Consider the following 23230-nt stretch of genomic DNA (forward strand, 5'->3'; position numbering starts at 1 on the left):
CCTCACCCGTAGCTCAGCGGCCGCGCCGGTCCCGCCGCCCGGGCCACCGCGTCGGCCAGCGGCCCGATGTCCGCGTCGGTGAGCGGGGACACGGTGATCCGGATCGCCTGGGGTGCGGAGATACGGAACCGGGCCCCGGGCGCCACCGCCCAGCCCGCCTGCAACAGGCCGGCCACCGCCCCGGTCTCGTCGCTCACCGGCACCCACACGTTCATCCCGCTGCGGCCGTACGCCTCGACGCCCCGCTCCCGCAGCGCCCGCACCAGGGCGTCCCGGCGGCGGGCGTAGGAACGGGCCACCTCGCGCGGGTCCACGGAGCCGGTACGCCACAGGTGCACCACGGTCCGCTGCAGCAGCCGGCTGACCCAGCCGGGCCCGAGCCGCTGCCGTCCGGACACCCGGTCGACCGTGACCGCGTCCCCGGTCAGCACCGCGACCCGCAGGTCGGGCCCGTACGCCTTGGCCGTCGAACGGACGAACGCCCAGCGGTCGGTGACACCGGCCAGCGGGTGCAGCGGCAGGTCGACGATGGCGTGGCCGTGGTCGTCCTCGATGAGCAGGACCTCCGGGTGCCCGGCGAGGACGGTCCGCAGCTCCGCCGCGCGCGCCCCGGAGACCGCCGCGCCCGTCGGGTTCTGCGCCCGGTCCGTGACGACGACGGCCCGTGCGCCCGCCCGGAGCGCCGCCTCCAGCGCGTCGGGCAGCGGCCCCTCGTCGTCGAGTGCGACGGGGACCGGCCGCATGCCGAGGGCGGGCACCAGGTCGAGCAGCCCGCCCCAGCCGGGGTCCTCGACCGCGACCAGGTCACCGGGCCTGAGATGGGCGACGAGGACGCGCTCGATCGCGTCCAGCGAGCCCGAGGCCGCGGCCACCGGCCCGGCCGGGACCCCGTCGGCGTCCATTGCGGCGCGCGCCAGCGCGGCGAACTCCGGGTCGACGGGGGCCTCCCCGTACAGGCCGGGCTCGCGCGCGTACCGCTCGGCGACCGCCGCGAAGGCCTCGCCGAGGCGCGGCAGCAGCGCCGGGTCCGGACTCCCGTCGCCCAGGTCCCGTACGCCCGGGGGCGCCTCGACCCGCATCGAGCCGCGCGCGGTGCTCGCGGGGCGCGGCCTGATCCGGCTGCCCCGGCGGCCGGCGGTCTCGATCACCCCGCGCTCACGCAGGATGCGGTAGGCGGCCGCGACGGTGTTGGGGTTCACCTCCAAGTGCACGGCCAACTCCCGCATAGGCGGCAGCACTTCACCCGGCGCCAGCTCTCCCGAACCGACCCCGCGCTCGACACTGGCAGCGATTTCCTGTGCGCGCCGCCCACTGATCCGATACTCTCCTAGCACAAATGAAAGTATGCACTAGTGCAATGGAGTCCGCAATGCCGGAGACCGCACCCCAGCAGACCACGTCCCCGGACGCCCCATCCGGTTACGAGCCGACGGACCGCACGCTCCCCACCCGGTCGCCCGACCGGGCCGCGTACGACCGCGAGACCGTCCACTCGATACTCGACGACGCCTACCTCTGCCACCTCGGCTTCGTGCGCGACGGCGCGCCGGTCGTCCTGCCGACGCTCTTCGGCCGGGTCGGCGAGCGGCTGTACGTCCACGGCTCGACCGGTTCGCGGCCGTTGCGGTCGGCGGGGCGCGACGACGAAGGGCTGCCCGTGTGCCTGACGGTGACGCATGTCGACGGCCTGGTGCTCGCCCGGTCCGCCTTCCACCACTCGCTCAACTACCGTTCGGTGGTCGTCCACGGCACCGCGTACACGGTGACCGACCCCGAGGAGCGGCGCATCGCCCTGGACACGATCGTGGACCAGGTGGTGCCGGGCCGCTCGAAGGACTCACGCCCGGCCGACGGCAAGGAGCTGGCCGCCACGGCCGTCATCCGCCTCGACCTGCGCGAGGTCTCCGCGAAGATCCGTACGGGCGGGCCGAACGACGACCCCCGGGACACCGGCCTGCCGCACTGGGCCGGCGTCGTTCCGGTCGCCCCCGCGTACGCCGCGCCGGTCCCGGCGGACGACCTGGACCCGTCGATCGACGTACCGGCGTACCTGACGGCGTCCTAACGACGGGTGTCGGCCCGCTCCGCGACCGCGTCCCGCGCCCCCGTCCCCGAGGCGACGGGGCCGGACGGCGGCCGGGGCGTGGCCGACTGCGCGATGAGGGCGCCGGCCAGGACCAGCGCCCCGCCGATGAGCTGCGGGGCGGCCAGGTGCTCGCCGAGCAGCACCCAGGCGAGCACGGTCGCGATGACCGCCTCCAGACAGGCGACGACGCCCGCGACCGCCGGGGACAGCAGCCGTACGGAGATCACGCCGGTGACGTACGCGATGACGGTGGCCAGCAGCACGATCCAGACGAGCAGCAGCCAGGCCGGGACCTCGGCGCCGTCCATGACCGTGGAGCCGCCGAGCACCGACCAGTCCATGCCCCACGGCCGGGCGATCACGGTGAGCACGAGGGCGCCGATGAGCAGCCCGTACGCGATGACGCCGACCGGATGCGGGGGTTCGGCGCCGCCCCGGGACGCCTCGCCGCCGCCCTGGTCGGAGAGGACGAAGTAGCCGACCTGGCAGCAGGCGGCCCCGAGCGCGAGCAGCAGCCCGACGGCGTCGAAGCCGAGGCCGGCCCACACCTCGACCACGCAGGCCAGGCCGCCGACGGCGAGGACGACCCCGAGGGCCGCCGCCCGGGTGACCGGCCGCCGCTGGACGAAGCGCACCCAGCCGAGGACGAGCGCCGGAGCCAGGTATTCCACCAGCAGCGCGACGCCCACCGGGATACGGGAGATGGCGGCGAAGTAGCAGGCCTGCACACCGGCGACGGCGAGCAGCCCGAAGCCGAGCAGCAGCACGGGCCGGTCGCGCACCAGCGCCCGGTGGCGCCAGGCCACGGGCAGCATGAGGAGCGCGGCCCCGGCCACCCGCAGCCAGACCACGTGGAGCGGGTCGAGCCCCGCCTCGATGAGCGGCTTGGCCGCCACTCCGGAACCGCCGAATGCGAAGGCCGAGGCGAGGGCGAGTCCCAGGCCGGCGCTTCTCCCCTGAGACGCGTGCATCGGCACATCATGACAGCTGCGGTCAGGAGCGTCACCCCGGTGACACCTGTCGGCACACCGGCCCGCACATCGAGCCGGACACGGGGCAACCGACGGCCCTCCCGTACACGTCCCACAGACGTGAGCGGTTGTGCGCGGCGCGGCGGGAGGGATCAGGGGTGAGCTGGCTGGTGTCCCTGCCGGCGCTCGACGGGCGCGACTACGTCTACCGGGTCCACGCACCGCTCGACGCGCTGCCGGCGGATCTGTTCTGGTCCGCGTTCCACTGCCACGACGACGGACCGCATCCGCGCGCGTCCGACTGCTTCGACGCGGCGCTGATCTGGCGGACGGGCCCCGAACAGGCCCATCAGAACTGAGGCGTGAACGGAGAGGAGCCCGGCGGCCTGAACCGCCGGGCTCCTCCCGGTTCTCCCTCTCCGACTGTCACCCGGCCCATGGCCGGGGCTCAGTGCTCGTCGGCGAGAATGAGGTACAGCTTCTTGCGCGTGTCGTTGATGACCGCGAGCGCCTTCTCGCGCTGCTCGGCCGAGCCGGTCTTCCAGACCTGCCCGAACGCCTCCATCAGACCGAACCCGGCCTGCCGGATCTCGTTCATGCTCTCCCAGTCGACACCTCGCCCGGCCTCTTCCCAGGGCGCCTCGGACCCGGTCTCCGCCTCGGTGCGACCGGTGTCGGTGAGCGTGAACAGCTTCTTGCCGCCCTCGCTCGCGCTGGTGATCAGCCCCTCGTCCTCCAGCAGTTGCAGGGTCGGGTACACCGAGCCCGGACTGGGCCGCCAGGCCCCGCCGCTGCGCTCGCCGATCTCCTGGATCATCTCGTACCCGTGCATCGGCCGGTCCTTGAGCAGCGCCAGGATCGAGGCGCGTACGTCACCGCGCCGCGCCCTCCCCCGGCCGCCGCCACGGTTCCGCCCGCCACCGAAAGGGCCCCCGCCGAACGGCGGACCGAACGGCCCGAACGCCGCCCGCTGCCCCTCGAATCCCCCACGTCGTCCCTCGGGACCGCCCGGGCCACGCCCGTAGCCATGTCCATGTCCATGCTCGAATCCATGTGAACGCATGACCGTTCTCCTTTTCCTACGTTGATCTTTACGGGTATCGCTGTACTGTCGCGATGCCTCAACGATATATCGGAACCGATCGCATGACAACCTCTGCGCCGTCGCACCGATCCGTCACCGTTCTCATGAGGCCCGATCGCCCCGGTGCCGCCCCGCCCTCCTGCTAGCGTCATGCGGTGATTTCTCTGGGGGAACCCGCCTTCTTCACCCGTCTGCGCGACGCGCGACGGGTGCTCATCGCCGGTGCGGGCGGCGGTTTCGACGTGTACGCGGGGCTTCCGCTCGCATTCGCGCTGCGGTCGGCGGGCAAGGAGGTGCACCTCGCCAACCTGTCCTTCGCCGACCTGTACGGCCTGGACCTCGACGTGTGGGTGGACCAGGACGTCGCGGCCATCGGCCCCGACACCCCCGTGCGCGGCGACTACTTCCCTGAACGGACGCTCGCCCGGTGGCTCGTGACGCAGGATCTGCCGTCGACCGTGTACGCCTTCCCGAGCATCGGGGTCGGGCCGCTGCGGGCGGCCTACCGGACGCTGATCGAGCACCTCGGTGGTGTCGACGCGATCGTGCTGGTGGACGGCGGCACCGACATCCTGATGCGCGGCGACGAGCACGGCCTCGGCACCCCGGAGGAGGACATGGCCAGCCTCGCCGCCGTAAGCGGACTGGACGAGGTCCCGCACCGGCTGGTGGCCTGCCTCGGCTTCGGGGTGGACGCGTATCACGGCGTGAACCACTCGCTCGTGCTGGAGAACCTGGCCGCTCTGGACCGGGACGGCTCCTATCTCGGCGCGTTCTCACTGCTCGGGTCGGGCCGGGAGGGCGCGCTGTACCTCGACGCGGTGGCGCACGCCCAGCGCCACACGGCGAGCCACCCGAGCATCGTGAACGGATCCGTGGCCGCCGCCGTGCGCGGTGACTTCGGCAACGTCCGGTTCACGGAAAGGACCAAGGACAGCGAGCTGTTCATCAACCCGCTGATGGCGATGTACTTCTGCGTGGACCTGCCCGGACTGGCCCGCCGCAACCTCTACCTCGGCCTGCTGGAGCGGACCGCGCTGATGCGGCAGGTGAGTTCCGTCATCGAGGAGTTCCGCACCACACTGCCCCGTCAGCGTCCGCCGAGGACGTTCCCGCACTGAAGTACCTGAACCGGCGTCCGCGAAACCCGGTCGCCCCCTCGCTCCCGCCTCCCCATACTGGCTGACCATGCACGCCGACCAACTCGACCTGAGCACCGGGACCGTCGCCGCCCTGATCCGCGACCAGTTCCCCCAGTGGAGCGGCGAGGCGGTCCGCCCCCTGGCCTCGACCGGGACGGTCAACGCCATCTTCCGCATCGGGGACACCCTCTCGGCGCGATTCCCGCTGCGCCCGGCCGGCACCGGCGAGGCGCTGGCGGCCCTGGAACGGGAGGCCCGGGCGGCCGCGGAGCTGGCGGCGGTGTCGCGGTTCCCCGTCCCGGAACCCGTCGCGCTGGGGCGCCCCGGCGCGGGCTACCCCATGCCCTGGTCCGTCCAGACCTGGCTGCCGGGCACGAACGCCTTCGACGCCGACCCGGGCGCGTCGGACGCCTTCGCGCTGGACCTGGCGGGCTTCATCGGGGGCCTCCGGGGCGCCGGCACACGGGGACGCCGGTTCGACGGCGACAACCGCGGTGGTGTGATCGCCGACCACGACGGCTGGATGGCGACCTGCTTCCGGGAGAGCGAGGGCCTGCTCGACGTGGACCGCCTGCGCCGGCTGTGGCGGGACTTCCGCGAGCTGCCCCGTACGAGCCCCGACGTGATGAGCCACGGCGACCTGATCCCCGGCAACGTCCTGGTCGCGGACGGCCGCCTCGCCGGCGTACTCGACACCGGCGGCTTCGCCCCGGCCGACCCCGCCCTGGACCTGGTGGGCGCCTGGCACCTGCTGGACGCCGGCCCCCGGAACGTACTCCGGCGCGCCCTCTCCTGCGACGACCTGGAATGGGAACGCGGCCGGGCCTGGGCGTTCGAACAGGCGATGGGCCTCGTCTGGTACTACGCCGAGAGCAACCCGACGATGAGCGCGCTGGGCCGCCGGACCCTGGACCGCCTGCTGGAGTCGGAGTAGGGCAGAGTCCGGTCATGCTCCGGCGGCGTCGGGCCCCGGCGCGGCCTCGGCCAGCGCGTTGAGCGCGGGCCGCAGCAACGCGGCGATGCGGTCGGGCGATGCCTCGCGCAGGGCGGGAAGCTCCAGGAGCTGGTGACCGATCGTCACCCCGAGCAGCGTGGTGACGGCCAGGGCGGCGCGCAGTTCGCGGTCGTCGGGCGCGGGGACGGCCGCACCGGCACCGGCGATCTGTCCGCCGAGCGCGGTACGCACATGATCGGCGGCCGCCGGATCGGTGAGCATGGACCGCAGCACCGCGAGCGTCCCCTCGGGCAGACCGCCCAGTTTCAGGCCCAGCGTGGCCAGCATCCGGTCGGCGAACGCGTCCGCGTCCGCGGCCTCCGGCGCCGGTGCGGTGAAGGTCTGCACGGCCCGGCCGAACAGCTCACGCTTCGAGCCGAAGTACTGCATGACCAGGGCCGGGTCCACACCGGCCGCACCCGCGACCGCACGGATGGTGGTCCGGTCGAACCCCTTGGCGGCGAACTCCTCCCGCGCCTTGTCGAGGATGCGCTCCTCGGTGGCACGGCGACGGTCGGCGCGGGTCTGACGAGGCGAGGTCACGCGGCGACTCTACAGCCGTTGACCGAACACCCTCTCCCGGCCTACGGTCACGCTCAACAGACGTTGAGCGAATGGAGCCGTCCATGCCCCACCAGGAAGCCGCCGCTGTCCGCACCCCCCGCCAGGCCCTGGCCGCCTATCACCGCGCCATGCTCGACAAGTCCGCCGACGATCTCGCCGACCTGTACGCGCCCGGCGCGCTGCACGAGTTCCCCTTCACCGCCCCCGGCTTTCCGCCGCGCTACGAGGGCCGCGAGGCCGTACGCACGGGCTACGGCGCCGTCTGGGGCGCGAGCCCCGTACGGATCGACGAGGTCAGGACGGTGTCCGCGTACGAGACGGCCGACCCGGAGGTGATCGTCGCCGAGCACGTGGTCGTCGCAAGGCCCCCAGGCGGCGGCACCTTCACCGTGCCCGGTCTGCTCGTGCTCCGGGTCCGCGACGGCCTGATCACCCACGTCCGCGACTACATGGACACAGCCGCCCTCACCGCCGCCAGAGGCTGAAGCCCACCCGGCGTCACCCCTCGCCCCGCAGCCCGAGCAGGTACACCGCTGTCACCGACACCCCCCGGTCCCCGTCCCGCGCGAGTTCCGCGAGCGCGCGCGACGCCGTCGGGCCCGGGATGTCCGCGAGTGCCTGGGTGAGGCGGCGGCGGGCGGCGGCGTCGAGGACGCGGTCGGCGAGGCGGTCGACGAGTCCGGCGGCGATGCGCTCGGCCGTCCCCGGTTCGGCGGCCAGCACGCCCAGAGCGTCGGCCGCGTCCACGTCCCGGACCGCCTCGGCGACCATGTCGATCAGCGTCGGGGCCGCCTCGGCCACCCCGCGCGCACCCAGCGCCGGAGCCGCGTACCGGCGCACCGCGGCGTCGGGGTGCCCGAGAGCCTCCCGCAGCAACGCGTTCGCCGCCTCGCCCGGAATTCCGGCGACCGCCCGCACCGCACGGGCGCGGACCTCCGCCACGGGCGAGTCCAGCCCCTCGGCCAGCAGCGCGAGCCCGTCGCCCGCCCGGGCCAGCGCCCACCGCAGGGCACCGGCCACGCTCGGGTCCCGCTCGCTCAGCACCGCCTCGACCAGGGCCTCCACCGGCACTGGCGCCTCACCGCCCGAGGACAGCGCCGCCCGCTGGCGGGTGCCGGGACTGCTGGACCCGAGGGCCTGGAGGAGGGCGACGGTACGCAGGACCTCCTCCCAGCCCTCAGGCTCCGCGGCCCCGATCCGGCTCAGCCGCGTCAGCAGCTCCGTCTCGCTCGCGATCCGCTCCCGGGTCCGCCGCACGAGATCGTCGACGAGTTCCGCCGGGCTGAAGCCGGGATCGTCCAGGGCGCGCCCCACCTCGCGCAGCGACAGGCCGAGCGACCGCAGGCTCTCGATGTGGAAGATCCGCCGGACGTCGTCGCCGGAGTACTCGCGGTACCCGGCGTCGTTGCGTCCCGTGGGCCGCACCAGCCCCAGCGACTCGTAGTGCCTGAGCATGCGCGCGCTGACCCCGGACCGCCGCGCCACCTCACCGATCAGCACCGTCTCTCACCCCTCCTGACCGTACGCCCCGAGCGCGACCCTCCGCTTCGCCTCCTCGACCGCGAAGTCGAATCCGGCGTCCGGGTCGCGCCGCAGCTCCTCGGTGGCGAGCGCGTGCTCCCGGACGCGGGGTTCGGGGTGCGTGGCCGCGGCGTCCAGTGCCCGTCCGGCCGGCGCGCCGAGCGCGATCAGCGCCCGGCTGAGGCTCAGCCGCGTCTCGCGCCCGCCGCGCCCGAGCTGGCCGGCCAGCACATCGGCAAGCCCGGGTTCCTCGCCCTCGGGGACGAGGACGACGGCCGCCCGCCAGGCCGTGCGCGCCACCTCGTCGTCCGGGTCGGTCAGCAGCGCCCGGGTGATCGCCGGCCATGCCCGCCGGTCGCCGGTCTTGGACAGGGTGTGCAGGGCCTGGCTGCGTGCCTGCGTACGCTCCGAGCGGAGCTCGTCGACGAGCCTGGGCACGGTCAGCTCGCGCGGATGCCGGGTGAGCGCCCACGTCAGCATCTCCCGTACGGAGAAGTCGGGCTCCGTCGCACACAGTTCCACGAGCCGGTCGACGAGCCGCGCGTCCGGCGCCGAGCCGACCGCCATCGCGGTCCGCAGCCGGACCGACGCGTCACCGTGCTCCAGCCCGTGCAGGGCGCGCTTCGTGGCCGTGTCCTCGTTCGGCAGGGTCATCCGGACCACCTCCTCGCGGCTCAGTGAAGCCCTTGTCACCGTGACAAGGTCAAGCCGGTGCTCGATTCGGGGCCACCGGCCCGCGATTGGCCTTGGTTGCCCGGCGGCAGCCACGCCTACGGTCGGCCCATGAGGATTCGCACCGTAGACGCGTTCACCGACCGCCCCTTCACCGGCAACCCCGCAGGCGTCCTGCTGTTCGGCCCCGAGGGCTTCCCCGAGGACGGCTTCCTCCAGCGGGTCGCCGCCGAGCTGAACCTCTCCGAGACCGCGTTCGCCCACCCGCTGCCGCCGGGCGGCGAGGCGGACTGGGCGCTGCGGTGGTTCACCCCGGTCACCGAGGTGGACATGTGCGGCCACGCCACGCTGGCCACCGCCCACGTCCTGCACACCACAGGCGCGGCGACCGGCACCGTCCGCTTCGCCGCCCGGTGCGGCACGCTCACCTCGGCCGCCCATGCGGACGGCTCGCTCACGCTGGACTTCCCTACCGCCCCGCTGACGCCCGAACCCGCTCCCGCCGGTCTCGCCGAGGCCCTGGGCGCGGAGCCGGTGTCAGTGCACGACACCGGTCCGCACGTCGGGGACCTGCTCGTGGAGCTGAAGGACGAGGCGGCCGTACGGGGCCTGGCCCCGGACTTCGCGGCGCTGGCCGGCCTCTCCCGGCGCGGCGTCATCGCCACGGCGGCGGCGGAGCCCGGCCATGGGTACGACTACGTCTCGCGGGGCTTCTTCCCCGCCGTCGGCATCGACGAGGACCCGGTGACCGGCAGCGCCCACACCGCACTGGCCCCGTTCTGGTCGGCCCGCCTCGGCCGCGACGAGCTGACCGGACTCCAGGCCTCGGCCCGCTCTGGTCTCGTACGGACCTCGCTGCGCGGCGCGCGCACGATGCTGACGGGCCGCGCGGTCACGGTCCTGGACGGCGAACTGCTCGTCACGCCGTAGGGCGCGGCCTCACGGCGTGGGCAGCCAGCCCACCTTTCCGGCGAGCAGCGCGTACCCGACGAACGCGCCGATGTCGAGCAGCGCGTGTGCCGCGACCAGCGGGCCCACGCGCTGCCAGCGCCGGTACAGCAGCACGAAGACGACCCCCATCACCATGTTGCCGATGAACCCGCCGATGCCCTGGTAGAGGTGGTACGAGCCGCGCAGCACCGAACTCGCCACCAGCGCCGCCATGGGCGTCCACCCCAACTGCCCCAGCCGGCGCAGCAGGTACCCGACGACGATCACTTCCTCCAGTACGGAGTTCTGGACGGCCGACAGGATGAGGACGGGGAACTTCCACCACACCTCGGGCAGCGACTCGGGGACGACGGTGAGGTTGAACCCGGCGGCCCTGGCCACCAGATAGAACGCCAGCCCGGCGCTGCCGATGCACGCCGCGACCACCGCGCCGCGCGCCGCGTCCTGACCCGGCCGGGTGCGGTCGAAGCCGAGGACCCGCAGCCCCGCCCCTTCCCTGAGGAGCAGATGCGCCACCAGGGCGACGGGCACCAGCGCGGTCGCGATCCCGAAGAGCTGCCAGGCGAGATCCAGCCAGGGACGGCCCGGGGCGGCAGAGCTGTTGAGGGTCGCCGCCTGATCCTTCAAACCCCCCGGTTTCGTCAGCGATCCGACAAAACTGATGAGGGCAGACACGCCGCTCGCGCCCAGCGAGAGTGCCAGCACCAGCACCGTCTCGGACCGGAGAATCCGTCGTGACACGGCCTCCTGGGGAAAGGAATCAGCCACGTACCCCGCCTCCACCTGTACACCTGCTCTCAGTTGTGCATTCGCGTCCCAAGTCCCTCACCGCCCCGCTAGGGTCTCGAATGCAGGTACGAAGATCATGCGTGACAGGCCGGGGGACGAGCACCATTGCCGATGGTGTGGTCCCCCTTTTCCTTGTACATCTCCAAGGAGGGGCACCACCGACATGGGACGTCACAGCTTGCCCGATGACCGCACGGCGGCCGGAGGCGGGGACCGTCCGCCGCGCCGCCGCCGTACCGTGGTCATCGCCACCCTGCTCGTTCTCGCCGTGGCGGGGGGAACAGCGATAGCTGCGCAGGGCGGCTTGCTCCCGTTCTCGAAGTCGTGCGAGGAGGGCGCGGTCCACCTGACCATGATGACCTCGCCGGACATCGCCCCCGCCGTACGTGCCGTCGCCGACCGGGCACGTGAGGACGAGGTGCGCTCCGACGGCCGCTGCTTCGACGTGAACGTCGTGCCCCGCGACTCGTACAAGGTCGCGGACGCGCTCGCGAACGGCACCAGCACGCCCGACTACCAGATATGGCTCCCCGACTCCGATCTGTGGATCGGCCGCGCCAAGGGCGAGGGGGACGGCGTCCCGATCACCTCGGGCGAGTCCATCGCCACCTCACCGGTCGCCCTCGCCGCGGTGCCCACCGCCGCCAAGAGCCTCGGCTGGCCGAAGAAGACGTACTCGTGGGCCGAGTTGACGGGTGCGGCCATGGAGTCCGACCAGGTACGTCTCGGCGCCGCCGACCCCGGGCGCTCGGCCACCGGCCTGCTGGCCCTCACGAGCATCGGCGCCTCCTCGGAAAAGCAGGGCGGCGACAGCGACACCCGGGTAGCGGCCACCGCGAAGCTGCTCGCCCAGCGGATGTCGGACGGCGACACCCAGGTCGTGGCCACCCTGCCGCAGGACGGCTCGGACGCCGAGCAGGGCAACCCGGCGCGCAATCACGCGGTGCTGCTCTCCGAACAGGCCGCCTTCGCCCACAACGCCGAGTCGACGGGCGACGGCAAGCTCGACCTGTTCTATCCCGAGGACGGCACGCCGCTGCTCGACTATCCGTTCACGCTGGTCGACAACCAGCACCGGACCACCGAGGAGGGCCGGGCCGCGATGCGGTTCATGACCCTGCTCTTCGAGGACGACTCCCTGAGCACCCTCAAGGAGCACGGCTTCCGGACCACGGACGGCGAGGCCGACGAGAAGCTGGTCGCCGCGGCCGGTGGCAGATCCCCCCAGCCGTACGACGCGACCCAGCCGGCCGCCCCGTCTGACGAGACGCTCCAGAAGACGCTCGGCATGTGGACGATCACGGTGCAGAGCGCGCGGCTGACCACCGTCGTCGACGCGTCCGGCTCGATGGCCGCGATCGTGCCGGGCCGTAACCAGTCCCGGATGGACGTCACCAAGGCATCGCTGGTCCAGGCGCTCAACCAGTTCACGCCGAACGACGAGATCGGGCTCTGGGAGTTCGCGACCAGGCTCGACGGCGACAGGGACTACCGTCGGCTCGTGACGACCGCCCGGCTCGGGGACGACACGAAGGGCGGCGGCACCCACCGGGAGAAGCTCGCCGCCGCGTTCGCCGCGCTGCAACCGGTGCCGGACGGCGCCACCGGTCTGTACGACACCGCGCTGGCCGCGTACAAGGAGGCGCAGCGCACGTATGTGAAGGGCAAGTTCAACGCGGTCGTGATCCTCACCGACGGCTCGAACCAGGACGACCGGTCCATCTCGCGCTCCGACCTCGTCGCCCGGCTGAAGTCCCTCGCCGACCCGACGCGCCCGGTCCCGCTGCTGGCCATCGCGGTCGGACCCGAGGCGGACAGCGCGGAGCTGGAAGAGATCGCGGAGGTCACCGGGGGCGGCGGCTACCAGGTGAACGACCCGGCCGAGATCCAGGCGGTGATCCTGCAGGCCGTCATGACCGCCGGCCAGGGCGTCCGCGCGGCCGAACGGTAACGACGACGCGGTACGGGTACGGGGGGCGCCCCCGTACCCGTACCGCGGGCTCACGCCCGTGGCGCCGCCGGCCGGGTCACGGCGCCGGGATGCCGGCGGGCCAGCTGTGCACCGGGTCGCCGCCCTGCATCAGCTCGCCGTAACGCCGGGTCATCGCGGCGAGGGCGGCGCCCCGGTCCATCCCCGCCTCGCGCGCCCGGTGGTAGGTGTCCGCCTGCCAGGACGCCCCGTTCGTCCGCCGTTTGCACCGCTCCTCGATGATCCCGAGGTAGTGGTCCCGGTCCACCGGTTCGACGTTCCAGGCGTCGAGCCCGGCGGCGGCCAGCGGCAGGAGCTCGTCGCGCACCAGCTTCACCACCGGCACCCGGGTCAGCCCGCCCGACCGGCCGGGCCGGGGCCACAGCAGCTCGGCGTCGATGCCGTGGCGGCACGCGGTCTCGAAGTTCTCCGCGGCGGCGGAGAACGGCATCCGGGTCCACACCGGACGCGACTCCTCCGCCATGGCCCGGACGAGGCCGTAGTAGAGCGCGGTGTTGGCGATGACGTCGGCGACGGTCGGGCCGGCGGGCAGCACCCGGTTCTCCACGCGGAGGTGCGGAACGCCGTCGGCGATCCCGTACACCGGGCGGTTCCAGCGGTAGACCGTGCCGTTGTGCAGCACCAGCTCCTTCAGCTGCGGGACCCCGCCGTCGGCGAGGACGCGCAGCGGCTCCTCCTCGTCGCAGATGGGCAGGAGCGGCGGGAAGTAGCGGAGGTTCTCCTCGAAGAGCTCCTCGACCGAACCGATCCACTTCTCCCCGAACCAGGTCCTCGGCCGCACGCCCTGGTTGCGCAGCTCGGGCGGCCGGGTGTCCGTGGCCTGCTCGAACAGCGGCGGCCGGGACTCGCGCCACACCTCCCGGCCGAACAGGAAGGGCGAGTTGGCCCCCAGCGCCACCTGGACGGCGGCCACGGCCTGCGCCGCGTTCCACACGTCGGCGAAGCGTTCCGGCGTCACCTGGAGATGCAGTTGCAGCGAGGTGCAGGCCGCCTCCGGGGTGATCGATCCGGCGGTGGCGACCAGCCGCTCGACGCCTTCGATATCGAGCGAGAAATCCTCGCCGCGGGCCGCCACCATTTGATCGTTCAGGAGGGCGTAGCGGTCTACGTCGGAGAGATTGGACCGGACCATGTCGTCGCGGCCGAGCGTCGGCAGGATTCCGATCATCATGATCCCGGCATCGACTTCACCGGCCTTCCGGTCGGCATATCCGAGCCCGGTCCTCAGCTCTTCGGCCAGCTGATCCAGAACGCGCCCCGACAGATGATGGGGGACTATGTTCACCTCCAGATTGAACATCCCCAGTTCCGTCTGGAAATCGTGACTCGCGATGCGCTCCAGTACCTCCCCATTCAACATCTTCGGCATGGCGTCGGCGCCCGTGAGATTCAGTTCGATCTCCATGCCCATGAGGTTGCGCGGCCGGTCGAACCGCCGCTCCGCCAGGAGCCCGGACAGTGCCTCCAGGCACTGGTGCAGTTTCTTCCGGTACTTCTGGCGGTCGGACAGGTCAAAGGCGCCCGCGACGACCTTCTCCCCCATCGAAGTGTCCCTCCTCGAGTGGCCAGCACGCGGCCCGGGCCGCTCGCATCACGATCGATAATGCCCGCAGGACGTGATCCGTAACGCCCCGCGGAGGGCGCATACCCGCTAATCTGAGCGCCGGAGCCCCCGGCACATTCACTCGGCATGAGGCAGCGGCCGGTTTCCTCGTACGGCGGGCCGGTAAAGCCCCGATGGGTTTCGGCCGACCGCGGCGCGGGAAAAACCCGAGGCGGCGGCTGCGCCGCTCGCGCCGAATCAGCATGATCTCCGCATAATAAAGTCCGGATACCGCCTTGTCGGCGATAGCCGCGACAGCTAGTGGAAACACCGCGTGAACACGTGTCGTATAAACTCCGCGGACGAGGCAGAGAGTTGACGCACCGGCTCAGTCACCGGCCTCCTCTGGCCCCGCACGCCGACAGCGCCGTCTGCACCCGCCCGCGCACCACCGTGTCTCCGAAGTGAGAGGCGACCCAATTATGCCGCTGCATGTTCCCCTGGCCCCCGCGCCCGCGCTGCGCAGCGTTCTCGCGGCGCTCGGTTCACCGACCGCGGTCCGTGAGGCCCGTACGCCCGCCCTGCGGTCCGCTCAGGGACCGCTGAGCCCCGAACACCCGCTGCCCGTCCATGTGCTGGACCTCGCCCCGGGCGGAATCGCCCCCGCGACCCGGCTCGCCGCCTGGCGCTTCCAGATCCGCAGCACGGAGCGGGCGGTCGCGGCGGCGGACACCATGCTGACCGCGGACGGCTGGGCCTTCTCGCACTTCTTCGAGGGCCCGTACATCGCCTCGACGGAGCTGGCGCTGCGCCAGGCGGAGGGGATCGGCGGCCACTACCAGCCGAGGCTGCTGTCCATCCCCGACCTCTACATGCTGGCCCTGTGGCTGCACGGCGACCCGGAGGCCGACGCGTCCTGCGGCGCCCCCGCCCCGGCCGACCTGCTGGTGCCGCTGGCCCCGGCGCCGCCCGGCTTCGCGGCCCACCGCCCGCACCGGGCAGCCGACCTGCTGCCCGTCATCACCACCCGCATCATGCCCGGCCCGGGCCCGCTGCTGGGCTCCCCGGCCCCGGCCTGAAGCGGCCGGCCGTCCGTGCAGCGCGCTGTGCCCCGTCGCCCTCGCCCGGCGACGGGGCACAGCGCGCTCACTGGCATGGGGCGATCGGCCCATCCGGACTAGTCCCATCCGGCCACCCCGAACCACCCGAAGTGACAGTGCAGTTGAGGAGAACCGTCCGCCCGGGTGACGCGTCATGGGAGGAGTGGAAGCGCTGCGGCGAAATCCCTGCGGATTGACGCCCGTAGGGCAACACTGGGATCCGACCGATCGATACGGGGGCGGTCATGAACACCTCTTCACACCGCACACCACTCAACTCGACGCAGCGAAAGAACCCCTCCATGTGCCAGCACCAGCCACCCTGCCCGACAGCCGACTCAGCCGACCGGGAAGCCGCCCGCCAGGTGGCACACCACCCGGAGCAGGGCTGGAGCCTGCTGTGCAACGGCGTCCTGCTCTTCGAGGACACCGGTGAGCTGCTCCCGGACGGGCAGATCATCGCCCCGCACAGGCCCCTGGCGGCGAGCCGGGTGATGAAGGCCGCCTGAGCGGCCCGTACGGAAAAAAAGGGGGCCGGCCCGGAGGAGTCTCCGCACCGGCCCCGACGCGTGTCCGCGTCACACCGCTTCGATCAGGCGTTCCGGATCAGTTGTCGTACTCGTCCAGGGGCGGGCACGAGCAGACGAGGTTGCGGTCACCGAACGCACCGTCGATCCGGCGCACCGGCGGCCAGTACTTGTCGGCGGCCGACACGCCCGCCGGGAAGACCGCCACCTCGCGGCTGTAGCCGTGCTCCCACTCCCCGCCCAGCGCGGCGGCGGTGTGCGGGGCGTTGGCGAGCGGGTTGTCGTCGGCGCTCCACTCCCCCGACGCGACCTTCTCGATCTCACCGCGGATGGCGATCATCGTGTCGCAGAAGCGGTCCAGCTCCGCGAGGTCCTCGCTCTCGGTCGGCTCGATCATCAGCGTCCCGGCGACCGGGAACGACATGGTCGGCGAGTGGAAGCCGTAGTCGATGAGCCGCTTCGCGACGTCGTCGATGCTGACCCCGGTCGCCTTGGAGATGGGCCGCAGGTCCACGATGCACTCGTGCGCCACCAGCCCGGCCGGGCCGTTGTACAGGATCGGGTAGTGCGGTTCGAGGCGCGTGGCGATGTAGTTGGCCGCGAGCACGGCGACCTGCGTCGCGCGCTTCAGGCCCTCGCCGCCCATCAGGCGTACGTACGCCCAGGAGATCGGGAGGATGCCCGCGGAGCCCCACGGGGCGGCCGAGATGGGTCCCACGCCGGTCTCCGGGCCCGCCGCGGGCTGCAGCGGGTGGTTGGGCAGGTACGGCGCCAGGTGCGCGCGCACGCCGACCGGGCCGACGCCGGGGCCGCCGCCGCCGTGCGGGATGCAGAAGGTCTTGTGCAGGTTCAGGTGCGAGACGTCGCCGCCGAACCGGCCGGGCTTGGCCAGGCCGACCAGCGCGTTGAGGTTGGCGCCGTCGACGTAGACCTGGCCGCCGGCGTCGTGCACCTCGGCGCAGATGTCGGCGACGTGCTCCTCGAAGACGCCGTGCGTCGACGGGTAGGTGATCATGAGCACGGCCAGCTCGTCGCGGTACTGCGCGATCTTGGCGCGCAGGTCATCGATGTCGACCTCGCCGTCGTCGGCGGTCTTGACGACGACCACCTTCATGCCGGCCATCACGGCGCTCGCGGCGTTGGTGCCGTGCGCGGAGGACGGGATCAGGCAGACGGTGCGGTTCTCGTCGCCGTTGGCGCGGTGGTACGCGCGGACGGCCAGCAGCCCCGCGAACTCACCCTGCGAACCGGCGTTCGGCTGGAGGGAGACCGCGTCGTAACCGGTGACCTCGGCCAGCCGCTCCTCCAGCTCGCGGATGAGCGTCAGGAAGCCCTGGGCCTGCTCGGCGGGCGCGAACGGGTGCAGCGCGCCGAATTCGGGCCAGGTGATCGACTCCATCTCGGCGGTCGCGTTCAGCTTCATCGTGCAGGAGCCGAGCGGGATCATGCCGCGGTCCAGCGCGTAGTCGCGGTCGGCCAGCTTGCGCAGGTAGCGCAGCATGGCGGTCTCGGACCGGTGCTGGTGGAAGACCGGGTGGGTCAGGATCGTGTCGGCGCGCAGCAGCGCCTCGGGGAGCGCGTCCCCGGTGGTGGCGTCCAGAGCCTCGACGTCCCCGTCGGCGCCGAAGGCCGCCCAGACGGCGGCGACCTGGGTACGGGTCGTGGTCTCGTCGCAGGCGAGGGAGACGGTGTCGGCGTCGACCAGGCGCAGGTTCACGCCACGCTCGCGGGCGTCGGCGACGACCTCGCCGGCCTTGCCGGGGACGCGGACGGTGAGCGTGTCGAAGTAGGAACCGGTCACCACGTCCACGCCGGCGGCGCGCAGGCCCTCGGCCAGGATCGCGGCGTAACGGTGGGTGCGCCGGGCGATCGTGCGCAGGCCCTCGGGGCCGTGGTAGACGGCGTACATGCCGGCCATGACGGCGAGCAGCACCTGCGCGGTGCAGATGTTGCTGGTGGCCTTCTCGCGGCGGATGTGCTGCTCGCGGGTCTGCAGGGCCAGCCGGTACGCCTTGTTGCCGTCGGCGTCCACGGAGACGCCGACGAGGCGGCCGGGCAGGCTGCGGGCGAACTTGTCCCGGACCGCCATGTAGCCGGCGTGCGGGCCGCCGAAGCCCATCGGCACGCCGAAGCGCTGCGTGGTGCCGATGGCGATGTCGGCGCCGAGGTCGCCGGGCGAGGTGAGCAGGGTGAGGGCCAGCAGGTCGGCGGCCACGGTGACGATCGCGCCCAGCTCGTGCGCCTGGTCGATCACGGGCTTGATGTCCCGGACGGCCCCGGAGGCGCCGGGGTACTGGAGCAGCACACCGAAGACCCCGCGCTCGGCGATCCCGGCCGGGATGCCGTCGGTGAGGTCGGCGACGACGACCTCGACACCGGTCGGCTCGGCGCGGGTCTCGATGACGGCGACGGTCTGCGGCAGGGCGTCGGCGTCGACCAGGAAGACGCCGTTCCTGACCTTGCCGACGCGCCGGGCCAGCGACATGGCCTCGGCGGCGGCGGTGCCCTCGTCGAGGAGTGAGGCGCCCGAGGTGGGCAGGCCGGTCAGCTCGGCGACCATCGTCTGGAAGTTCAGGAGCGCTTCGAGGCGGCCCTGGGAGATCTCGGGCTGGTACGGCGTGTAGGCCGTGTACCAGGCGGGGTTCTCCATGACGTTGCGCAGGATCACCGGCGGGGTGAACGTGCCGTAGTAGCCGAGCCCGATCATCGGGGCGAGGACCTGGTTGCGGTCGGCGAGCCGGCGCAGCTCGGCCAGCACCTCGGCCTCGGTCCTGGCTCCCGGCAGGTTCAGCGCCTCGGCGCTCTTGATCACGTCGGGCACGGCGGCCGCGGTCAGCTCGTCCAGCGAGCCGTAGCCGACCTGGGCGAGCATCTTCGCCTGCGCCTCGGCGTCCGGGCCGATGTGGCGCTGCTCGAAGGGGATGCCCTGTTCCAGCTGGGAGAGCGGGGTGCGACGGGGGGTCATGGTGGAGGCCTCCTGGTCTGTCACGACCTGCGAGGGGCACCGCGGCGCCGGGTGCCCGAACGGCCTCCCCCTCTGTCATCTCAACCTGAGAGCTTCACCGGCACCACGCGGGCGCCGGCTTTCACCGTCGGTGAGGGAGAGGTTCCGTACGGCCCATCGGCCGCGCGCAACCCGCCCTGCTTTCCAGAGTGACCTCGTCCGTGCGGTACGGGGGCCTGAGAGATTCCGGGGAGGATTTGCTCCTTCGGCGTCCTCCGGATGGGCTCCGGACGACTCTCCCGCACGGGGTCAGCAGCCATGACCAGCCTACCAGCGGGGTACACGACGAGAATTCTCGAGTGGCCAAGCCCACGGAACTGCATTTCTGTAGTCCCTGTGGACCAGCCGCGACCAGTGTGGGAGGGACCGTGCAGACCGACATCGACCCGCGCAGCCTGATCGGCCGCAAGGCCTTCGACCGCAAGGGCACCAAGATCGGGACCGTGGACGAGGTGTACCTCGACGACGCGACCGGGGTACCCGAATGGGCGGCGGTGCGCACCGGCCTCTTCAGCCGTGACGCCTTCGTCCCGCTGGAGCCCAGCGAGTTCGTCGAGGACGCGCTGCGCGTCCCCTTCGACCGGGCGCTGATCAAGGACGCGCCCGACTTCGGCGTGGGCCGCCACCTCTCGCCGGAGCAGGAGCTCCAGCTCTACCGGCACTACGGCCTGGACGCCGCCCCCGGCGAACCGGCCCCGGACCGGGACTTCGGCCGGCTGGCGGGCCAGGAGGAGTAGTCCGGCGCGTCCCGGACGAGCGGCAGGGGCTCGGCGGCCCGCAGCGCGGGGTCGTCGACGCGGAACGTACGCACCCGGCCGGGCGGCGACCCCGGTTCCTCGAACCGCACGGTCACCCGGCCGACCCCGCTGCCCTGCACCCAGCCGTGTCCGTGGGCCTCGTGGGACACATCGTGCCCGGCCGGCCAGCGCCGCGCCGCGAGCTGCTCCGCGTCGTCCGGCCCCGGCTGTCCCGGCTCGGGTTCCGCGGGCCGCTCGCGGCCGCCGGTGTCGTCCTGCGGCCGCGCTCCGGCGTCCTCCGGCGGGACCGCGGCCGCCCGCTCACCGGCGGCCTGGGCGAACAGGTCCTCCTGGGTGAAGTCGGCGAGCCCCGTGACGCCGACGCCCAGCAGCCGAACTCCCCCGGTGGTGTCCACGGACTCCAGCAGCCGGGCGGCGGCCTCGCGGACCACCGCCGGGTCGTCCGTGGGGCCGCGCAGCGTCTCGGAGCGGGTCAGCGTGGAGAAGTCGTAACGGCGCACCTTCAGCACCACCGTGCGCCCCGAGCGACCGGCGCCCCTGAGCCGCTGGACGCACCGGTCGGCCAGCCGCTCCACCTCGGTGCGCACCCGGACCCGGTCGTGCAGGTCCATGTCGAAGGTGTCCTCGACCGAGACGGACTTCGCGTCGCGCTCCGCGACCACGGGCCGGTCGTCGAGGCCGATCGCCATCCGGTGCAGCGAGGCGCCGTGCGCCTTCCCCAGCAGCCGTATCAGCTCGGCCTCACCGGCTTCGGCGAGGTCGTCGACCGTCGTCATGCCGGCACGGCGCAGATGGTCGGCGGTGGCCGGGCCGACACCGGGCAGGGTGCGCACCGGCATGGGCGCGAGGTGTTCCCGCTCGGTGCCGGGGGCGATCAGGCGTATCCCGTCGGGCTTGGCCTCCTCGGAAGCGATCTTGGCGAGCATCTTGGAGCCGGCGAGCCCGACGGAACCGCTCAGTCCGGTGACCGCCTCGATCGCCTCGCGCAGCTGCCGGCCGATCTCCAGGGCCGAGGCGGTGTCGTCGGCCATGTCCCCGGCTTCGAGGTCCACGAAGGCCTCGTCCAGGCTGAGCGGTTCCACCAGCGGGGAGAGCCGGCCCAGCAGCTCCATGACCTGGTCGCTCACCGACCGGTACAGCGTGAAGCGCGGCACCAGATACGCGGCGTTCGGCGCCAGCCGTCTGGCCTGCGCCATCGGCATGGCCGAATGCACCCCGAACCGCCGTGCCTCGTACGAGGCGGTCGCGACGACCCCGCGCGGGCCGAGCCCGCCCACCACGACCGGCTTGCCGCGCAGGCTGGGCTTCGCCGCCTGCTCCGCCGAGGCGTAGAAGGCGTCCATGTCCAGATGGAGGATGGTGGGCGCGGCTCTCACACCTGCCGATGCTGCCCTACGGCACTGACAATCGCCGCGCCTCACGGCGCTGCCGCCCGCGGTTCACACCCCGGGCGGCCGCTCTCAGCGGCTCAGACGGCCCGGTTGCGGCGCCGTGCCAGCTCGTCGGCGGGGTTGTGCCCGACGAGGGTCTCACCCGTGTCCACGCGCTCCCCGTGCAGCTGGGACAGCGCGGCGTCCACGTCCCGCCACACCACGCCGACGGCGATGCCGAAGACGCCCTGGCCGCCCTGCAGCAGATCGACGACCTCGGCGGGCGAGGAGCACTCGTAGACCGTCGCGCCGTCGCTCATCAGCGTCATGCGTTCCAGGTCCTGGAAGCCGCGGGCCCGCAGGTGCTGGACCGTGGTCCGGATGTTCTGGAGCGCCACGCCGGTGTCGAGGAAGCGCTTCACGATCTTCAGCAGAACGACGTCCCGGAAGCTGTAGAGCCGCTGGGTGCCCGACCCGTACGCCGGCCGGACGCTCGGCTCGACGAGACCGGTGCGGGCCCAGTAGTCGAGCTGCCGGTAGGTGATCCCCGCCGCCGCGCACGCCGTTGGCCCGCGATAGCCGATGTCGTCGGCCGATGCCACGCCGCCCCCCACCACCGCAGCCGGCACAGCCGACTGCCTCATGGTTCGGTCGGCTTTACTCCCCTGCTGCGAATACGGCGCACCCGCTGCCGTACCGTCGCCGCTGCTTCTCACGCCGACCTCCGTCCTTGACCTGCCCACTCGAAGGTAGGCAGTCACCCGGGGTGCGTCAACGATCGCCACACTCGGCACGCCGAGTGATAATCACCCTGAGGGTGGTTTCGCGTGACCGTTGACGGGGAAAGGCTGATCGGTTGTGCCGACGGCGGCCCCCGACGACGTCACTGGCTGTTGTTCGTACCGAAGTCCTCCGGAGAGATCTGGTCGAGGAACTCGCGGAACTTCTCCACCTCGTCCTCCTGCTCGTCGGGGATGGCGATCCCCGCGTCGTCGAGCACCCCGTCACTGCCGTAGATCGGCGTGCCGGTGCGCAGGGCGAGCGCTATCGCGTCGGAAGGCCGCGCGCTCACCTCGACACCGCCGGCGAAGACCAGCTCCGCGTAGAAAACCCCTTCGCGCAGGTCCGTGATCCGGACCTCGGTCAGCTCCTGACCGACGGCCTCGAGCACGTCCTTGAAGAGATCATGGGTCAGCGGCCTGGCCGGAGCCATGCCCTGCTGGGCGAAGGCGATCGCGGTCGCCTCGCCAGGACCGATCCAAATGGGGAGGTACCGGTCGCCTCCCACTTCACGCAGAAGCACGATCGGTTGGTTGGAGGGCATTTCCACCCGGACACCCACAACGTCGAGCTCGTTCACACAGCAACCCTAGGACGTGCTCGGCAGGTTTGGGTAGTCGGGCTGGTCCGGCTTCAGTGGAGCCGGACTTGCAGAGCCGTGTGCACGAGGGCGGAATGCAGCCGTACGGAGAGCTCCGCCAGCTCCTTCGCGGTCGCCTCGGCATGGGCTCTGGTCTGCGGATTCCGGTGCCGGCGGAGCGGCGCGACCACCTGCTCGATGAGTCCCGCCTCCCGGTCGGCGGCGGCCCGCATGGCCCTCAGGTGACGGGGTTCCAGACCGAATCGCCCCAGATCCGCCACAAGCCTGGCGACGGTCACCATCTCGGCGTCGTAGCCGCCGTCGGGCGAGGGCGCGACGAGGCCGTACGACTCCCAGTCATCGAGGTCGCTCTCGGTGACCTCGGCGGCGACGAGAAGCTCGGAGCGGCCGATGCGGGCGGCCGTGGCGCGGCCCGGCACACCGGTGCCGTCACCGTCCGACTCGTCCCCCTCACCGTCCTGGGAGGGCAGGGAGACCTGCTCCCCCCGGGCGAGGGCGTCCAGGTGCTCACGGATGACCTTGAGCGGCAGGTAGTGGTCCCGCTGCATCCGGAGGACCTGGGCGAGCCGCTCGACGTCCGCTGCGACGAACTTCCGGTAGCCGGACGGGGTCCGCTGCGGATCGACGAGCCCCTCGGCCTCCAGGAAGCGGATCTTGGAGATGGTGACCTCGGGGAACTCCTCCCGCAGCTGCAGGAGCACCGTGCCGATGCTCATCGGCCGGTCGTCGGCGGCGGTGCCGTGTCCGGCACCGCCGCTCGGTGTTCTCAGCATGGACCTTCCT

The 23230-nt window shown here is 72.4% G+C and carries 23 protein-coding genes and 1 riboswitch; of the genes, 10 read left to right on the forward strand and 13 right to left on the reverse strand.

All coding sequences use genetic code 11. The features are described 5' to 3' along the window. Nucleotides 1-2 precede the first annotated feature (2 nt). On the reverse strand, nucleotides 3-1334 hold the full coding sequence (locus OG242_RS03515) for an aminotransferase class I/II-fold pyridoxal phosphate-dependent enzyme (RefSeq protein WP_405896744.1): 1332 nt from the start codon (nucleotides 1332-1334) through the stop codon (nucleotides 3-5). A 35-nt stretch (nucleotides 1335-1369) separates the two neighbouring features. On the opposite strand from OG242_RS03515, the gene OG242_RS03520 reads away from it, so the two are divergent. Next, a complete protein-coding gene (locus tag OG242_RS03520) occupies nucleotides 1370-2065 on the forward strand; it encodes a pyridoxamine 5'-phosphate oxidase family protein (RefSeq protein WP_405896745.1) in 696 nt (231 codons plus the stop codon). On the opposite strand, the gene OG242_RS03525 is transcribed toward OG242_RS03520, so the two are convergent. Continuing rightward, complete coding sequence (locus OG242_RS03525; RefSeq protein ID WP_405896746.1) at nucleotides 2062-3057, reverse strand: EamA family transporter; 996 nt, start codon at nucleotides 3055-3057, stop codon at nucleotides 2062-2064. The two genes, OG242_RS03520 and OG242_RS03525, sit on opposite strands and share 4 nt — an antisense overlap. A 158-nt stretch (nucleotides 3058-3215) precedes the next feature. On the opposite strand from OG242_RS03525, the gene OG242_RS03530 reads away from it, so the two are divergent. Beyond that, on the forward strand, nucleotides 3216-3416 hold the full coding sequence (locus tag OG242_RS03530; RefSeq protein WP_093709803.1) for a hypothetical protein: 201 nt from the start codon (nucleotides 3216-3218) through the stop codon (nucleotides 3414-3416). 89 nt (nucleotides 3417-3505) lie between these two features. Here the strand turns inward: OG242_RS03530 and OG242_RS03535 are convergent, their stop codons facing one another. Further along, nucleotides 3506-4120, reverse strand: a complete 615-nt coding sequence (locus OG242_RS03535; RefSeq protein ID WP_405896747.1) for a PadR family transcriptional regulator — start codon at nucleotides 4118-4120, stop codon at nucleotides 3506-3508. Between the two features lie 176 nt (nucleotides 4121-4296). On the opposite strand from OG242_RS03535, the gene OG242_RS03540 reads away from it, so the two are divergent. Together OG242_RS03540 and OG242_RS03545 are read left to right on the forward strand one after the other, a co-directional pair. Next, nucleotides 4297-5262, forward strand: coding sequence for a DUF1152 domain-containing protein (locus OG242_RS03540; protein ID WP_405896748.1), 966 nt, complete (start codon nucleotides 4297-4299; stop codon nucleotides 5260-5262). Nucleotides 5263-5323: 61 nt separating this feature from the next. Continuing rightward, on the forward strand, nucleotides 5324-6217 hold the full coding sequence (locus OG242_RS03545; RefSeq protein WP_405901498.1) for an aminoglycoside phosphotransferase family protein: 894 nt from the start codon (nucleotides 5324-5326) through the stop codon (nucleotides 6215-6217). Nucleotides 6218-6229: 12 nt separating this feature from the next. On the opposite strand, the gene OG242_RS03550 is transcribed toward OG242_RS03545, so the two are convergent. Further along, nucleotides 6230-6820 carry a TetR family transcriptional regulator gene (locus OG242_RS03550; RefSeq protein ID WP_405896749.1) on the reverse strand — a complete coding sequence of 197 codons (591 nt, stop codon included), beginning with the start codon at nucleotides 6818-6820 and terminating at the stop codon, nucleotides 6230-6232. A gap of 83 nt (nucleotides 6821-6903) precedes the next feature. Between OG242_RS03550 and OG242_RS03555 the strand changes: the two genes are divergently transcribed. After that, the gene (locus tag OG242_RS03555; RefSeq protein ID WP_405896750.1) at nucleotides 6904-7326 is read left to right on the forward strand and encodes a nuclear transport factor 2 family protein; all 423 of its coding nucleotides are present in this window, start codon (nucleotides 6904-6906) and stop codon (nucleotides 7324-7326) included. A 13-nt stretch (nucleotides 7327-7339) separates the two neighbouring features. Here the strand turns inward: OG242_RS03555 and OG242_RS03560 are convergent, their stop codons facing one another. Both OG242_RS03560 and OG242_RS03565 read right to left on the reverse strand, forming a co-directional pair. Then, complete coding sequence (locus tag OG242_RS03560) at nucleotides 7340-8341, reverse strand: HEAT repeat domain-containing protein (protein ID WP_405896751.1); 1002 nt, start codon at nucleotides 8339-8341, stop codon at nucleotides 7340-7342. 6 nt (nucleotides 8342-8347) lie between these two features. Continuing rightward, nucleotides 8348-9016 carry a HEAT repeat domain-containing protein gene (locus tag OG242_RS03565; RefSeq protein ID WP_405896752.1) on the reverse strand — a complete coding sequence of 223 codons (669 nt, stop codon included), beginning with the start codon at nucleotides 9014-9016 and terminating at the stop codon, nucleotides 8348-8350. Between the two features lie 129 nt (nucleotides 9017-9145). Here OG242_RS03565 and OG242_RS03570 point away from each other — a divergent pair, with 129 nt between their 5' ends. Continuing rightward, on the forward strand, nucleotides 9146-9964 hold the full coding sequence (locus OG242_RS03570; protein ID WP_405896753.1) for a PhzF family phenazine biosynthesis protein: 819 nt from the start codon (nucleotides 9146-9148) through the stop codon (nucleotides 9962-9964). 9 nt (nucleotides 9965-9973) lie between these two features. On the opposite strand, the gene OG242_RS03575 is transcribed toward OG242_RS03570, so the two are convergent. Next, complete coding sequence (locus OG242_RS03575) at nucleotides 9974-10753, reverse strand: CPBP family intramembrane glutamic endopeptidase (protein WP_405896754.1); 780 nt, start codon at nucleotides 10751-10753, stop codon at nucleotides 9974-9976. 184 nt (nucleotides 10754-10937) lie between these two features. Here OG242_RS03575 and OG242_RS03580 point away from each other — a divergent pair, with 184 nt between their 5' ends. Continuing rightward, complete coding sequence (locus OG242_RS03580; RefSeq protein WP_405896755.1) at nucleotides 10938-12725, forward strand: substrate-binding domain-containing protein; 1788 nt, start codon at nucleotides 10938-10940, stop codon at nucleotides 12723-12725. Nucleotides 12726-12801: 76 nt separating this feature from the next. On the opposite strand, the gene OG242_RS03585 is transcribed toward OG242_RS03580, so the two are convergent. Then, entirely contained in the window at nucleotides 12802-14307 is a 1506-nt protein-coding gene (locus OG242_RS03585) for a glutamate-cysteine ligase family protein (RefSeq protein WP_405896756.1), read from the reverse strand. A gap of 482 nt (nucleotides 14308-14789) precedes the next feature. Between OG242_RS03585 and OG242_RS03590 the strand changes: the two genes are divergently transcribed. Both OG242_RS03590 and OG242_RS03595 read left to right on the forward strand, forming a co-directional pair. Beyond that, entirely contained in the window at nucleotides 14790-15386 is a 597-nt protein-coding gene (locus OG242_RS03590; RefSeq protein WP_405896757.1) for a hypothetical protein, read from the forward strand. Nucleotides 15387-15709: 323 nt separating this feature from the next. Beyond that, on the forward strand, nucleotides 15710-15916 hold the full coding sequence (locus OG242_RS03595) for a DUF5999 family protein (protein WP_018522503.1): 207 nt from the start codon (nucleotides 15710-15712) through the stop codon (nucleotides 15914-15916). A gap of 97 nt (nucleotides 15917-16013) precedes the next feature. Here the strand turns inward: OG242_RS03595 and gcvP are convergent, their stop codons facing one another. Continuing rightward, on the reverse strand, nucleotides 16014-18899 hold the full coding sequence (gene gcvP, locus OG242_RS03600; protein WP_405896758.1) for an aminomethyl-transferring glycine dehydrogenase: 2886 nt from the start codon (nucleotides 18897-18899) through the stop codon (nucleotides 16014-16016). A 193-nt stretch (nucleotides 18900-19092) separates the two neighbouring features. After that, a riboswitch (glycine riboswitch) is annotated at nucleotides 19093-19190 on the reverse strand. Nucleotides 19191-19306: 116 nt separating this feature from the next. Here gcvP and OG242_RS03605 point away from each other — a divergent pair. Beyond that, entirely contained in the window at nucleotides 19307-19675 is a 369-nt protein-coding gene (locus OG242_RS03605) for a PRC-barrel domain-containing protein (RefSeq protein WP_405896759.1), read from the forward strand. On the opposite strand, the gene OG242_RS03610 is transcribed toward OG242_RS03605, so the two are convergent. From OG242_RS03610 to OG242_RS03625, 4 genes are all read right to left on the reverse strand, one after another. Further along, nucleotides 19600-21072 (reverse strand): DNA polymerase IV, encoded by a 1473-nt coding sequence (locus OG242_RS03610; protein WP_405896760.1) that lies wholly within the window; start codon nucleotides 21070-21072, stop codon nucleotides 19600-19602. The genes OG242_RS03605 and OG242_RS03610 overlap by 76 nt on opposite strands. 92 nt (nucleotides 21073-21164) lie before the next feature. Further along, nucleotides 21165-21782, reverse strand: coding sequence for a MerR family transcriptional regulator (locus tag OG242_RS03615; RefSeq protein ID WP_405896761.1), 618 nt, complete (start codon nucleotides 21780-21782; stop codon nucleotides 21165-21167). A gap of 167 nt (nucleotides 21783-21949) precedes the next feature. Further along, entirely contained in the window at nucleotides 21950-22426 is a 477-nt protein-coding gene (locus OG242_RS03620) for a bifunctional nuclease family protein (protein ID WP_026171779.1), read from the reverse strand. Nucleotides 22427-22479: 53 nt separating this feature from the next. Beyond that, entirely contained in the window at nucleotides 22480-23220 is a 741-nt protein-coding gene (locus OG242_RS03625; RefSeq protein WP_405896762.1) for a MerR family transcriptional regulator, read from the reverse strand. Nucleotides 23221-23230 lie beyond the last annotated feature (10 nt).

The organism is Streptomyces sp. NBC_00727 (genome assembly GCF_045161745.1).
Classification (GTDB): Bacteria; Actinomycetota; Actinomycetes; order Streptomycetales; family Streptomycetaceae; genus Streptomyces.

Excerpts from the sequence above, each read along its gene's own strand:
- OG242_RS03520 (WP_405896745.1), top strand. The coding sequence starts at position 1,370 with ATGCCGGAGACCGCACCCCAGCAGACCACGTCCCCGGACGCCCCATCC.
- OG242_RS03525 (WP_405896746.1), bottom strand. The coding sequence starts at position 3,057 with ATGCACGCGTCTCAGGGGAGAAGCGCCGGCCTGGGACTCGCCCTCGCC.
- OG242_RS03535 (WP_405896747.1), bottom strand. The coding sequence starts at position 4,120 with ATGCGTTCACATGGATTCGAGCATGGACATGGACATGGCTACGGGCGT.
- OG242_RS03555 (WP_405896750.1), top strand. The coding sequence starts at position 6,904 with ATGCCCCACCAGGAAGCCGCCGCTGTCCGCACCCCCCGCCAGGCCCTG.
- OG242_RS03565 (WP_405896752.1), bottom strand. The coding sequence starts at position 9,016 with ATGACCCTGCCGAACGAGGACACGGCCACGAAGCGCGCCCTGCACGGG.
- OG242_RS03570 (WP_405896753.1), top strand. The coding sequence starts at position 9,146 with ATGAGGATTCGCACCGTAGACGCGTTCACCGACCGCCCCTTCACCGGC.
- OG242_RS03580 (WP_405896755.1), top strand. The coding sequence starts at position 10,938 with ATGGGACGTCACAGCTTGCCCGATGACCGCACGGCGGCCGGAGGCGGG.
- OG242_RS03585 (WP_405896756.1), bottom strand. The coding sequence starts at position 14,307 with ATGGGGGAGAAGGTCGTCGCGGGCGCCTTTGACCTGTCCGACCGCCAG.
- OG242_RS03590 (WP_405896757.1), top strand. The coding sequence starts at position 14,790 with ATGCCGCTGCATGTTCCCCTGGCCCCCGCGCCCGCGCTGCGCAGCGTT.
- OG242_RS03595 (WP_018522503.1), top strand. The coding sequence starts at position 15,710 with ATGTGCCAGCACCAGCCACCCTGCCCGACAGCCGACTCAGCCGACCGG.
- gcvP (WP_405896758.1), bottom strand. The coding sequence starts at position 18,899 with ATGACCCCCCGTCGCACCCCGCTCTCCCAGCTGGAACAGGGCATCCCC.
- OG242_RS03625 (WP_405896762.1), bottom strand. The coding sequence starts at position 23,220 with ATGCTGAGAACACCGAGCGGCGGTGCCGGACACGGCACCGCCGCCGAC.